Here is a 14,260-nt window from a genome sequence, read left to right as displayed (position 1 = left end):
AATGGTATTAATCGGGAAGTTAAAGAACAAAGTATTTGTCAATTCTGTTTGGATGATGTCTGAAAAACTCATTTCAATTTTTGGTTTAATCTTTGTTACTTCATTTGTTGCAAAGTATATAGGCCCTGAAAATTTTGGAAAATTAACTTTTGCAAGTTCAATTTTTTCTATTATTCAAACGATTGCAATGTTTGGATCGGAAAATATTATTTTTCAAAAAACCTCTAAAAACAGAAAATTAGGTGAATATATAATTGATTCCACAAAAATAATTAGAGACATTCTGTATCTTGCTTTTTCATCTTTTACATTGTTTTATATTTATTATTTTGCTGATTATTTAACTTTTGTATTTTCACTTGCGACAAGTGTAGCGATTTATTTTGCTGTTCATGATGTATATTCAATATATTTTAATGCAATTTTGCAATCTAAAATAAATGCATATTGTAATATTTTAGCTTTAATTATTTCATTAATTATAAGATATTGCATTGCAAAATTTCAGCTAGCAGTAGAGTTATTATGTGTTCCGATAATAATGATTACCTTAGTACCTTTTTTTATTAGAAAATATTTGTATGCACGGAAAAAAGTGAGTGAAAGTGATATTGTAGTAGAAAAATTTAAGCGTTATCGAAAATTTATGTTGGGTGTGGGGCGTAAACTTGCTTTCTACTCACTTTCGGTTGCAATTTTTACAAAAACATCGCAGTTATTTCTAGGTGTTGAGTCGCAATATGATTTGGGTATTTATACTGTAGCAATGACATTGGGGAATAGTTTCTATTTTGTTTTGGTTGCAATAATTTCTTCATATTTTACACAGATTTATGTTGAGAAGGATTTTGAAAAAAGTCAAAATATGGTTGCTAAGCTAAGTTTGGTTATTATCTTAATATGTTCGCTAGTAATGGTTATTTTTTCTTTAACAGGACATTATATTATTGAATGGTTATATGGCAAGCAATATACAAGTGTAAATAATATTCTAATATTTACAGTATTTGTTACGTTATTTTCAGGGCTTTCCACAATTGCGGAGAAGTACTTATTGAAATTTAATGCATATGACTATTTGAAGAAAAAAACACTTTGTTTAGTTGTATTTAATATCATGCTAACAGCTGTTTCTGTTCATTTTTGGGGCTTAAATGGTGCAGTTTTTGCCATTTTAACTACAGAAATTATGTCATTTTCTATATTTAACTATTTTTATAAAGATAGAATCATACTCGATGTTCAAAAGAGAATTTTTTTACCTTCCACTTATAGAAAAGAGTACAACTAATGATAATTTTAAGTGTAATTGTTCCTATATATAAAGTAGAAGAATATATTGTTGAGTGTATTGAGAGTATATGTAATCAATTGATCAGTGGCGTAGAGATTATTTTGGTTAATGATGGTACACCTGATACATCTATGGCTTTAGCACGTAATTATATTGCTCAAAAATATCCTCATTTTGAAAATCAATTTGTTTTTATTGATCAAAAAAACCAAGGTCAAAGTGTTGCTAGAAATAATGCATTAAAAATAGCAAAGGGTGAGTATGTTGGATTTTTGGATTCAGACGATTATTTATTGCCAAACTATTTTTATGAATTAATGAAAGTTATAAATGAGAAAAATGTAGAAATAATTCATTTTAATGCTAAACAATATACTGAAGATCAAGGCTATATTGATAGTATGTGTTTTGTGAAGGAAAATAAAGTTTCAATTAATAATGAACTTTATCGTGAGAAATTGTTTTTACAAGCTTATTGGTATCCTTGGTTGAGGGTTATTAGAAAAGATGTTTTAAACAAATTTCAATTTGATGCTAATGTATATATGGAGGATAAGTTGCTTTTTCCAAAAATTTACTATTTTACAGATGGTTGTGAAATTTTTGAAATGAAAAAGGAACTAGTTTGTTATAGGCATCGAGATGGCAGTTCAATAAGGAGTGGTTATCCTGAACCACTTTTAAAAGGAATTGACTTAGGGATAAAAAAATTTATTCCAACAAGTGAAGCCCCACTTTACTCTATTATCTATAATCAATTTTTAGCCCAAAAAATATCAACAATGATTGATAGAGAGCAAAGCTTTTTTAGTATTTATTTTTTTGCTTTAAATGAGGTAGGTAATATTAAACTTAATTATAAAATAAGTTACAAGGTTTTTTTGTTAAAATACTGTACTTTGATTTATATAGCTATTTTAAAATTAAGAAATTTCTTTAGATAGTCAAGGTGTATATATGAATTCAGTTTTTAGAACTAATAAAATAATGGCAACTCTAATATTCTTTATATTTAATGTTGCTTGTAGTGTTTTCTATTTTGTATTTCAAGTCCTATATTTTTCATGAATGAATTTAGAAGTTGGTATTTAAAATGAAAAAATTATCAATAGTTATTCCTGCATTTAATGCGGAAAATTACATTATAAATACACTAGTCTCTATGGTTAATCAGCCTGTTGATTTTAATAATATTGAGTTAATAGTTGTTAATGATGGGTCTAGTGATAAAACTCTTGAGTCGGTGGAGCAATTTTCTAAAGGAGTTCCTGGTATTACATTAAATATCTATTCAAAAGAAAATGGAGGATTAGGTAGTGCTAGAAATTTTGGCATAGAAAAAGCTAAAGGTGATTATATTTGGTTTTTTGATGCAGATGATATAATGGAGAAAGGATCTCTATCTAAGGTGATGTCAAAATTAAATGATGATTTGGATTTATTGGGTTTTGGTGTAAAGGAAACGTACGTTAAGACTAATAAAATTAAAGTGGTAAATGTTAAGAATAGACCAATTAATGTAGTTGTAAATGGTAGAAATTATATTGAAAATTATGATATTGGGCATTCAGCATGTTGTTTTATAGTTAAGAAATCAATTTTAATAGAGAATTCTATTTATTTTTTAGAAGATGTACTTAGTGAAGATTTTGATTTTGAGTTGAGGTTATTTGAAAAATGTAAGAATATTACACATATAGATGCTATTTGTTATAATTATATTATTAGAGAAGGTTCATTAAGTCGAAGAAAAAATAGTGAATATTATACTTTTCATCACCGAAGTATGATAAAAATTATTGATAATTTAAATTTAAATTTTAGGAAATCTAAGGATTTAGATTATAAAAAAAGTGTAGAAATTTATATTACACGTATTAAAATAATTGCTCTTATTAATTTATTAAAATCTACATTGCCAAAAGATAAAGTAAATTTATTTTTTCAGCAGTTTAAGCAAGGCGGTTTTTTAGAATTGGCGGATTATCGTAAGTCTAAGCTAGGTTGGAAGCACTATATAGTTTTTACTCTCGTTAATTTTAATCTTATTGAATTATTTCTTTTTTTTAAAAAATAATTTAATTCTATTTAAATCAAGGTAGTGATTAGTGAATTTAAGACTTAGATTGAATACGATAATTTTTTTAATTATATCATCTATATTTTCTTTAATAGTCGGCATGAGAGGTAATACTAATGATACCTATACTTATTACTTTATTTTTAAGAATGTTGATTCCTATGATTTAATGAATTATAGCGATTTTTACTCTAGAACTGGGGTTGAAGTTGGTTGGGGATTATATTCAAAAATTATTTCATTATTTTCAAATAGTGAGGTGGTTTTATTTACAATTTTTTCATTACTAACTTTTTATTTTATATATAAAACAAGTGATATTATTAAATTAAAATTTATTTATGTGATGTGTTTTTATTTGCCAACAGGTTTTTTTTTGATGCAACAATTTATGCAAATTCGTCAAGGTTTTGCTGTTCCTGTAGTAGTATATGCGAGCTTTCTATATTTGGAAAATAAGAAATTATTAGCAATATTATTTTTTTCTTTAGCAGTTCTGTTTCATCAAACAGTTATAGTTTATATTTTATTTTTATTCGTTTTTTTGTTGATCTATAAATATTTTTTTGAAGAAAATAAGCCGTTGAATTTTAAGATATATATGATATCTATTCTTTTGTTGGGTATTATATTTTCTCGTGTAGTATTTTTACCTTTGGCTTTATCTTTTTTTAGTAGGCTGCAATCATATGCTAATACAGATTATGCTGAAAGTGTTAGTCTTTTGGGATTAGCTAATATTAAATTTTATATAGAATTTATTTTTATCCTTCTTTTTATGAATAAAAAAGATTTAAATGATAAATTTCTTATATACATGATTTTTATTTTCACAATAGGCTTGGCGATTCGGATTGCATTTTTTGATTTTGCAATTTTAAGTGGGCGTCTATCTAATGTGTTTTTATTTATTGAAATATTTCTTATGCCTTATTTTATTTATAAACGTTTTAGTAAAATGATTTTATTCCTGTCACTTTTATTTTATTTTATCCTAGTTGGTTTTATATCATGGAATTTTCAGGTGGCAGAATACTTGGCAGATTCTTACTTTTCTCCTTTATACTGATTGTGAGATCTTTGTGAAAATACTGTTTATAATTAATTCTTTAAAGAACAAATCTGGAACTGAACGTGTTGCCATTGAACTGGCAAATAAATTATCACTCATGACTAATTATGAGGTTACTCTCTTAAATAGAGAATCAATTAAAAGTAATACAGCTTATCCAGTTTCTGATAATGTAAATGTAGTGGCAATTTCGGGTAACTTCTTTGAATTTTATAAAAAATTAAAGATACATCTTTCTCTTCACTCTTATGATATTGTGATTGTACATAATATGGGTAAGTTATCTTTATTATGTACTCTTTTACCTAAAATCAAAAAATTGGTTATATTAGAGCATGTCTCTTTTGTTAGTCGTCCTAAAAAAGTTCAAGTCTTAAGTAAATTCTTTTACAAGTGGGTTGATCAGGTTGTTACTTTAACCCAAAAGGATAAAGAACAATTTAATAAATTTCATTCTAAAGTTATTGTTATTCCCAATTTTTCACCCTTCCCTATTGTCTCGGAATCTCCGCTGAGTAGAAAACAAATTGTAACCATAGGCCGTTTAACCGATCAGAAAAATTACCTTCATTTATTGAAAGCTTGGAAAAAAATATATCAAATAATACCAGAGTGGCACCTTAATATTTATGGTGAAGGTGAACACAAAAAAATGCTACAAGATTATATTGAGGAGAACTCTCTACAGCGCGTTATTTTGAAAGGAAGTACATCAAATGTGCAAGAGGTATATAGACAATCAGACTTTTTTGTAATGTCGTCTAAGTATGAAGGTTTACCTATGGTTTTAGTAGAGGCGCAGAGTTTCGGGTTACCTATAGTTTCTTATGATTGTCCCTTTGGACCAAGCGATGTTATTCAAAATCATAAAAATGGCTTGTTGGTTGAGAACCAAAATATTGAGGCATTGGCAGATGCGATTTTACAACTTGCTTCCTCTCCAGATATGTTGGTGCAATTCTCACAAAATTCATTGATCAATGCTAAAAAATATCAACCTGAACAGATCTTAAAAGTTTGGATTGAAAAGGTTTTGGAAGGTTAAAATTGTATGTTTTCGGTTCTATTATCTCTATATCATAAAGAAAAACCTGAATATCTAGAAAAGTGTTTTGAAAGCATTTGGGATAATCAGAGCTTGAAGCCAAGTGAAATAGTTTTAGTTTTAGATGGGCCTATTGGTGAGCAACTCACAACTTCTGTACAGGAGTGGCAAGTTAAAATCGGTGAAAAACTAAAAGTAGTTGCGTTACCGCAAAACGTAGGGCTTGGTAAGGCATTAAATGAAGGGCTAAAACAGTGTAGTGCTGATTGGGTTTTTCGTATGGATACTGATGATATTTGTACATCTGATCGGTTTGAAAAACAACTTGCTTTCATAGAGCAAAATCCGGATGTTATTTTGTTTGGTTCTCAAGTAATTGAATTTAATCAAGATATTGCTGATGCCGATGTAATCAAGTCTGTGCCTTTAACACATGACGAGATTAAAAAATTTGCACAAAAACGTTGTCCCTTTAACCATATGACCGTCGTGTACAAGCGTGATGTTATTTTATCTCTCGGAGGTTATCAGCATCATTTATTTATGGAAGACTACAACTTATGGTTACGTGTAATTGGTAATAATTATAAAGTTGCGAACTTACCTGACGTCCTTCTATATGCTCGTGTTGGTAATGGTATGCACGCACGACGTAAAGGTTTCCAATATATTAAAAGTGAAAAACAGTTACTAGATTTAAAAAAACAACTAAAGTTACAAAATCCTGTATATGCTAATATGCTGTTTCTGATACGGTCTGCGTTTAGACTGTTGCCAGCAAATATGCTAGGTAAAATTTATAATACCTTTCTTCGTAAAGATATTAAAAAATGAGTGAATGAAAATATGAAACGTTTAGTAGACATAGTCATTTCTTTAATAGCTCTAACCGTACTGTCGCCAATATTTCTGATAGTTGCTTATAAGGTCCGTAAAAATTTAGGTTCGCCTATATTCTTTTATCAAGAACGACCTGGGAAGGACGGAAAATTATTTAAAATGATTAAGTTCCGTTCGATGAAGGATGCCTTTGACGCGCAGGGGAATCCATTGCCAGATGAGGCTCGTATTACTCCATTTGGGCAGAAGTTGCGTTCTACTAGCTTAGATGAAATGCCACAGCTTATTAATGTCTTAAAAGGTGATATGAGTGTGGTGGGTCCTCGTCCAATGTTAAAAGACTTTGTCGCTTTATATTCACCAGAACAAGCACGTCGCTTAGAAGTACGTCCTGGAATGACTGGTTTAGCTCAGGTCAGTGGACGTAATGAACTGGATTATGAAGAACGGTTTAAATGTGACGTTTGGTATGTAGACAATCATAGTGTTTGGGTTGATTTTAAAATCATGTTTAAAACAGTCAAAGTGATGTTAAGACGCGAAGGTATTAATGCACCAGGGCATGTAGGACCATCTTTATTTAAAGGTAATGACGTCCAAGAAAATGTCGACTCATCTGTAAAGTAAATTTTATATCTTGAAATATTTCTTATGATCAAAAAAGCAGTTTTACCAGTAGCTGGTTTAGGTACACGTTTTTTACCCGCAAGTAAGTCAATCCCAAAAGAAATGGTTACGGTAGTTGACCGCCCAGCCATTGAATATGTCGTCCGTGAAGCGGTGGAAGCTGGAGTTGAACAAATTATTTTGGTAACTCACTCTTCAAAAGCATCGATTGAAAACTATTTTGATCGGAACTTTGAGTTGGAGACTACTCTAGAGCAAAAGAAAAAATTTGATTTACTTGCAGAGATTACCCAAATCGTTCCTGCTCATGTGAGTGTGGTAAGCGTAAGACAACCTCAACCTTTAGGTTTAGGGCATGCGGTTTTATGTGCGAAAAGTGTAGTAGGGCAAGATGATTTTGCTGTGTTATTACCAGATGTATTGGTGAAAGATAGCTCAGGGCAGAATGATTTGTCGCGTATGATTTCTCGTTATAATGAATGTCAGGCGGCACAAATTATGGTAGAAGCAGTTCCTAATCACTTAGTAGATCAATACGGTATTGTTGATGTTGCACAAAGTCCAAATGAAGGCGAAAGCATCGCTATGCAGGGCATTATTGAAAAACCTGCAGTGGGTTCTGCACCGTCCAATTTATCTGTTGTTGGTCGTTATGTTTTGCCTGCAAAAATTATGCAATTACTCGAAAATACACCGAAGGGTGCGGGTAATGAAATTCAGTTAACAGATGCAATTGCGATGCTGCAACAAACTGATGTAGTGGAAGCCTATCGTATGCAGGGACAAACCTTTGACTGTGGTAGTAAGCTTGGTTATTTAAAAGCCGTACTTCACTATGGCATAGAACATCCTAAATTAGGCAATGATTTTAAACAGTTGATTCAAGAACTTAAATTATAAATTTTGTAGCTCAACTTAAGTATTTGTAAAAAATAATGAATATTTGAGCTGTTCAACATATTCTCTTCCCATAATGGGAAGAGAATTCTATATAATATTAAAATCAGGTGTACAATGAAAATCGCGGTATTTGGAACCACCTTGCACGCTGGTGTAATGGCAGCGTTACTAGCTGAATATGGTAATCAGATCTATTGGTGTACAAGTGTCACCTGTGAAGAAAATATATCTGTACTTTCATATCAAGATCAAGAAGTTAATCATTATTTAAATAAACAAAGAAAGGCGGGTTTTTTAACAGAAAGTCCTTTTTCTCAAATTCCTTTAGATATTGAAGTTTATTTATTTTGTTTTAGCCCAACACAAATAGAACTTGCCTTAAAAACGGTTGAGAAGTTAAGTGAACGTCCAATTGTTCATCCGAGGTTAATGGTTAATGGCTCAACTTTTGGTTTACATGGTACAGAAAAATTAAAGCAACATTTACCTAAAGACGAGTGGGTCTATTTCCCTGACGTGATTCAGGAGGGTAATGCAATTAATAGTGTACTCAATGTAAAACATGTCATTGTTGGTGTTGAATCAAGCTATGCTCAAGACATAATGCAAGAGTTATTGCGTCCATTCTTCCGTTTTAGCTATCAATATTTATTCATGCCGATTTTAGATGCCGAATTTACTAAGCTCAGCATTTCAGGCATGTTAGCAACTAGAATTAGTTATATGAATGACCTTGCTCTAGTTGCTGAGAAGTTGGGTATAGATATTGCGAATGTAAAGCATGGTATTGCTGCTGACACACGTATTGGTGCAGCCTACTTGTCGGCAGGTGTTGGGTTTGGGGGTGAAAATTTTTCACATGATATTTTAACACTTTCTAGTACTGTTTCCGAAACGGGTGTGAAAAGTCGTCTTTTAGAACAAGTTTGGGCTATTAATGAACAACAAAAAGAAATTTTATTCCGTAAGTTGTGGAATTATTATCATTGTGACTTGAGTGGAAAAACGGTTGCAATTTGGGGGGCTTCATTTAAAGAGAACACCCCAAGTACACATAACTCACCTATTCATATCTTATTGGCTGCTTTATGGGCCCAAGGTGTAAAAGTACGGTTACATGATCCGCAAGCTCTTGATGAAATTGCAGCTTTATATGGCAGCCGAGAAGACCTAATCTTATGCGCTGATCAATATGAAGCAGCACAAGGAGCACATGCTTTATGCTTAGTCACGGCATGGAAGCAGTATTGGAGTCCTGACTTTAAATGGTTACAACAATTGATGCAGCATCCTGTTATTTTGGATGGGCGTAATATTTATGATCCAGCATATGTGAAATCTAAAGGTTTTGCTTATGAAGGAGTAGGTCGATTATGAGTAAATCTATCGAGAAGTTTCCCAAAGAGCTAGTTTCCCCTATCGCACAGCTTCATTCTTTGGTTGAGAAAAATTCAAATTTACATATAAAAGAATTATTTGCATCAGAGTCTGATCGATTTCAGCAATATTCTGTAAAGTTCGATCAGCTGGTTTTTGATTATAGTAAGCACCGTGTGACTAAAAGTGTGTTAGAGCAATTGGTCGCTTTAGCAAAAACTAAACAATTGACTCACTGGATTGAACGATTATTTTCTCAAGATAAAGTCAACTGTACCGAACAGCGTGCTGCAATGCATTGGGCTCTACGTTTACCATTAGAATATTCTAAATTTCCGGAATTGACTGAAAAGGTCCATAACCAATTGCAGCGTATGTATGCGTTGGTTGAAAAAATCCATGCTGGACAATACCGTGGTGCCACAGGTGAAGTTATTCAAGATGTCGTTAATATTGGGGTAGGGGGGTCTGATTTAGGGCCTCAAATGGTGACCCATGCATTATCGGATTTTAAAGTAAAAACAGCTAAACCACTCAATGTTCATTTCGTATCAACAATGGATGGTAGCCAGTTATCGGAATTGCTTCATCAACTGCGTCCAGAAACAACTTTATTTATTATTTCTTCGAAGTCGTTTGGTACTATTGATACCTTATCAAATGCTCAAACAGTTCGACAGTGGCTTGAAAAAGCATTAGGAAAGCACGAACGAGTAGTAAAAAGCCATTTCATTGGTGTTTCAACAAAAGCTGAAAAAATGTCAGAGTGGGGGATTGCTCCTGAAAATCAATTATTACTTTGGGATTGGGTTGGTGGACGTTATTCCCTTTGGTCGTGTATTGGGTTACCTATCGCATTGTCAGTTGGGGTTGAAGGTTTCCAACAGCTTTTAGCTGGTGCCCATGCTGTTGATGAGCATTTCCAAAATACAAGTTTTGAGCAGAATATACCTGTGCTTATGGCATTATTAGGCGTCTGGAATAATAATTTTTTAAATATCCAAACCCATGCGGTATTACCTTATGACGGAAGATTAAAGTATTTCGCTGCTTATTTGCAGCAGCTTGAAATGGAGTCTAATGGTAAGTCAGTACAACGTGATGGCCAAAAAGTTGAATTAGATACTTGTCCGATTGTATGGGGTGAGGTTGGTCCAAATGCTCAACATGCCTTTTATCAGTTACTCCATCAAGGAACTCAGGCCGTAAGTTGTGATTTTATTGCTCCTATACAACGTTACAATTCAGATCATTTTACTTATGTAGAAAATGCTGAAGCATTAGTTGAGCAACATCATCTTGCTCTTTCAAACTGTTTAGCACAATCACGTTTATTGGCTTTTGGTAACGAAGCTCTAGATACAAAAGAACTGGAGAGTTTGCCTATTTATAAGCAATATGAAGGAAACCAGCCAAGTTCAACATTACTTTTAAAAGAGCTTAATCCTTATAGTTTAGGGATGTTGATTGCTTTATATGAGCATAAAGTATTTGTTCAGTCTGTAATCTGGAACATTAATCCCTTTGATCAGTGGGGAGTGGAAAAAGGTAAGCAGATTGCTGACCAGTTACTCCCGATTTTAAATGGTGTTCAAAACGATCTTTCAACACTCGATGCTTCAACGCGTGGATTAATTAAAATTTTATTAGGAAAAATAGATGGCTAAAATTCTGGTTACTGGCGGTGCTGGCTATATTGGTTCACATACCTGTGTAGAGCTTTTGAATGCTGGTCATGAGGTTATTGTTTATGACAATCTTTCAAATAGTTCAGAAGAGTCTTTAAATAGAGTTCAAGAACTCACTCAAAAAAGTTTAACTTTTGTAGAGGGTGATATTCGTAATGCAGATGAGCTTGATCAGGTATTTCAAAATCATACAATTGATGCAGTTATTCATTTTGCAGGTCTAAAAGCGGTTGGTGAAAGCCAGGAAAAACCCCTTATTTATTTTGATAATAATATTGCAGGTAGTATCCAACTGGTTAAGTCAATGGAAAAAGCAAGTGTTTATACACTTGTGTTTAGTTCATCTGCAACAGTATATGATGAAGCGAATACGTCACCTTTAAATGAAGAAATGCCAACAGGTATGCCAAGTAATAATTATGGTTATACCAAATTGATTGTTGAGCAATTATTACAAAAACTGTCTGTTTCTAATTCTAAATGGTCGATTGCTTTACTTCGTTATTTTAACCCGGTAGGTGCACATAAAAGTGGACGTATTGGCGAAGATCCACAAGGTATTCCAAATAATTTAATGCCTTACGTTACACAGGTTGCTGTTGGCCGCCGTGAAAAATTATCCATTTATGGTAATGACTATGACACAGTAGATGGTACTGGGGTGCGTGATTATATTCATGTCGTTGACTTAGCCAATGCACATCTATGTGCTCTAAATAATCGATTACAAGCAACAGGTTGCCGTGCATGGAATATTGGAACGGGTAATGGCTCATCAGTATTACAGGTTAAAAATACTTTTGAACAGGTCAATGGCGTATCCGTTGCTTTCGAATTCGCACCACGCCGAGCAGGTGATGTAGCGACTTCATTTGCAGATAATGCCCGTGCTGTTGCTGAGCTAGGCTGGCAGCCTCAATATGACTTAGAAGATATGTTGCAAGACAGCTGGAAATGGCAAAAACAGAATCCAGAGGGATATAAAAATTGATTATTTAATTTTTCTAAATATCAAATAGATATTGGCTTTCATGCGCGGATAAGCTCTTTTCTAAAAAGAGGCTACAGTAGTAGTGATTACTTTCATGCTAGTATTCGCCACAATCCTGTTTGCCTCTTTTTGTCGTCATGGTTTTTCTGCGCCAACAACTGTTATTTATTTTTATTGCTTTTTTCTCCACCAGCATAGGTATATATGTTGCATGGGATATGCAGCTGAGCTTAAGTAAATTTTATACTTATTTTAGTATATACCGAGCATGCTTCTCTTTGCTTTTTAATTACACAGTGATTCAACTGTTTTTTATTTTATTCGGGCGGAAGTATGCAGCATTAGCCCTCAGCCAACTTATTGTTATTTTTCTCAATTTTATTAATCAAAAGAAACAGCAGTATTTATTTAGCAATTTAAGTCCAGAAGATATTTTCTTGGTTCCTGAAGCCATGAAAGCATCCCCATGGTTATTGCAATTGGTCTTTTTTTCCTCATGGTGGTTTTCATGGTGGTATTGCTGATTGCTATACGTAAAGAAAGTAAAGCGACATTTCATACATATGTACCCAACATTATCATTTTTAGTCTATTGTGTTGTAGTTTGATCTATATAAATTTTCTTAAAAATCCGACTGGTATATGTACTAGCGAAAATAAACCAATTTTTTGTATATACTTAAATTCTTTTCCAAATACCCGAAATAACTGGATTGGTGATTATCGAAATATTCAAGAATATGGTTTTACAACGTTTTATGTTTCTAAACTGCTAGATAATGTCACCAGTGTTTTGTTACCTAGCCGAAAGGTGTCTGAACAGACCATTCAACAAATAATGCGACAATATAGCAAGCCAACAGAAGTTGTGCAATCAAGCAAATTAAAGCAGTATCCAAATATTGTAGTAGTGATGGAAGAATCGTATTGGGATTCTCGGCTGCTAGATCCCAAGTTACCTCAAGATATTGCCCCCTTTTTTGATAAAAACCAGGTTACACATTTATTATCGCCCTCATTTGGAGGGGGGACAGCCAATGTCGAATTTGAAGTATTGACCAGCTTAAATACTGCTTTTTACCCAAATGAAGTGTTGTATGTATCTAAGTTGAAAAAACCAGTTTATTCCTTGCCATTTTATTTAACTAGTTTGGGTTATCAAACTGTTGCTATGCATAATAATTATGGCGACTACTACAATCGTAACACGGTTTATCCAAATTTGGGTTTTCAAAAATTTATTTCACTGGAGAATATGGCTGCAAAAAAAGATCAAGAACAACTTATTAATGCAGGTGGTTGGGCAACGGACGATTTAATTTTTAAGTCTCTTCAAGACACTTTACAGCAAAACCCTGAACAGCCAAAATTTATTTATGCAATCACGGTGGAAAATCACCCGATGTATAATGATGAGCGTTATGGTAAACAAGACTTTAAGTTTAGTCAGAATTTATCGGAAATTGATCGGCGGAAATTGAGTACTTATACAGCAGGTACTATACGTGCCAATCAAAAATTGCTTGAGTTAAAGCAGTTTTTAAAAACAGTAGATCGACCAACAATTTTGTTGGTGTTTGGTGATCATTTACCAAATCTGCAAGGAGTTTATGATAATTATAATTTCTTTAAAGATGATCCCGAGCGGAAAAATTTAAAAAATTATCAAACACCTTTTGCAGTGTGGAGCAACTACAAGCTTAGTAAAAAAGCGTTTAAGCAGCCGTACGTTGCTGCGAGTTTTGTAGCACCGAAGTTACTGCAAATGTCGGGTATACCGCTCTCAAATTATTATCAATTTATTCAGCAAGTTTCACAATGCTATAACGCAGTTCATCAAAAGTTTCTGTTGCCTGGGGAAAACTGTGAGGTCGATCAAAAGGCGCTGTTAGAACAGTATAAAAGTCTAAATTATGATGTGCTAGATGGCAAAAATCATACTTATCAACTATTGAAGAATTAGTAAAAAAAGGATGGCAATAAGCCATCCTTTTTTATGTTTTGAAAATTAAGACTGAATTAATCCAGTCAATTCATCTACATAATGCTGCATTGGCTGAGCTTGACGGTCTGCACGGCTTTCAATGTTGAGACGTAGTAGAGGCTCAGTGTTTGATGCGCGGACATTAAAACGCCATGCACCAAAGTCGAGGCTTACACCATCGGTACGATCAATTTCCGGGTTTTGAGCAGCATAGAAATCAAAAATCTTTTGAATAGTGATTTGTGTATCAGTTACTTTAAAGTTGATTTCACCACTACAAGGAAACTTGGTAATCATATTTTCAACGAGTGTTGAAAGTGATTGCCCTGTTTCAGAAAGCAGGGCAACCGTAAGTAACCATG

The 14,260-nt window shown here is 32.9% G+C and carries 11 protein-coding genes and 2 pseudogenes; 12 read left to right on the top strand and 1 reads right to left on the bottom strand.

The genetic code is table 11. The features are described 5' to 3' along the window. Position 1: 1 nt before the first annotated feature. The 12 genes and pseudogenes from J671_RS16620 (at position 2) to J671_RS0104710 (ending at position 13,877) form a co-directional block, all read left to right on the top strand. Positions 2-1,291, top strand: a complete 1,290-nt coding sequence (locus J671_RS16620) for a hypothetical protein (protein WP_004883999.1) — start codon at positions 2-4, stop codon at positions 1,289-1,291. Beyond that, on the top strand, positions 1,291-2,238 hold the full coding sequence (locus tag J671_RS16615) for a glycosyltransferase family 2 protein (protein WP_004883996.1): 948 nt from the start codon (positions 1,291-1,293) through the stop codon (positions 2,236-2,238). Before J671_RS16620 ends, J671_RS16615 begins: the two co-directional genes overlap by 1 nt. A gap of 149 nt (positions 2,239-2,387) precedes the next feature. Beyond that, complete coding sequence (locus J671_RS16610) at positions 2,388-3,371, top strand: glycosyltransferase family 2 protein (RefSeq protein WP_004883994.1); 984 nt, start codon at positions 2,388-2,390, stop codon at positions 3,369-3,371. A gap of 31 nt (positions 3,372-3,402) precedes the next feature. After that, positions 3,403-4,443, top strand: a complete 1,041-nt coding sequence (locus J671_RS16605; protein WP_031982922.1) for an EpsG family protein — start codon at positions 3,403-3,405, stop codon at positions 4,441-4,443. 13 nt (positions 4,444-4,456) lie between these two features. Further along, on the top strand, positions 4,457-5,491 hold the full coding sequence (locus J671_RS16600; RefSeq protein ID WP_004883991.1) for a glycosyltransferase family 4 protein: 1,035 nt from the start codon (positions 4,457-4,459) through the stop codon (positions 5,489-5,491). A gap of 6 nt (positions 5,492-5,497) precedes the next feature. Then, positions 5,498-6,325, top strand: coding sequence for a glycosyltransferase (locus tag J671_RS16595; protein ID WP_004883989.1), 828 nt, complete (start codon positions 5,498-5,500; stop codon positions 6,323-6,325). Between the two features lie 12 nt (positions 6,326-6,337). After that, positions 6,338-6,958 (top strand): sugar transferase, encoded by a 621-nt coding sequence (locus J671_RS0104715; RefSeq protein WP_004735659.1) that lies wholly within the window; start codon positions 6,338-6,340, stop codon positions 6,956-6,958. A gap of 24 nt (positions 6,959-6,982) precedes the next feature. Then, positions 6,983-7,858, top strand: coding sequence for a UTP--glucose-1-phosphate uridylyltransferase GalU (gene galU, locus J671_RS16590; RefSeq protein ID WP_002050531.1), 876 nt, complete (start codon positions 6,983-6,985; stop codon positions 7,856-7,858). A gap of 114 nt (positions 7,859-7,972) precedes the next feature. Next, positions 7,973-9,235 (top strand): nucleotide sugar dehydrogenase, encoded by a 1,263-nt coding sequence (locus J671_RS16585; RefSeq protein WP_002050548.1) that lies wholly within the window; start codon positions 7,973-7,975, stop codon positions 9,233-9,235. Beyond that, positions 9,232-10,902 (top strand): glucose-6-phosphate isomerase, encoded by a 1,671-nt coding sequence (pgi, locus tag J671_RS16580; protein WP_002050506.1) that lies wholly within the window; start codon positions 9,232-9,234, stop codon positions 10,900-10,902. Before J671_RS16585 ends, pgi begins: the two co-directional genes overlap by 4 nt. Further along, positions 10,895-11,914, top strand: a complete 1,020-nt coding sequence (gene galE / locus J671_RS16575; protein ID WP_002050475.1) for a UDP-glucose 4-epimerase GalE — start codon at positions 10,895-10,897, stop codon at positions 11,912-11,914. The genes pgi and galE overlap by 8 nt, the downstream gene beginning before the upstream one ends. A 137-nt stretch (positions 11,915-12,051) precedes the next feature. Beyond that, positions 12,052-13,877 (top strand): annotated as a pseudogene (locus J671_RS0104710) (LTA synthase family protein). 45 nt (positions 13,878-13,922) lie between these two features. Here J671_RS0104710 and J671_RS16570 read toward each other — a convergent pair. After that, a pseudogene (locus J671_RS16570) lies at positions 13,923-14,260 on the bottom strand (phosphomannomutase CpsG); the annotation flags it as partial.

Origin of the sequence: Acinetobacter sp. 1130196 (assembly GCF_000588095.1) — a bacterium.
GTDB classification, from domain to species: Bacteria; Pseudomonadota; Gammaproteobacteria; order Pseudomonadales; family Moraxellaceae; genus Acinetobacter; species Acinetobacter nosocomialis.
This window is presented reverse-complemented; position numbering and strand designations above follow the sequence as displayed.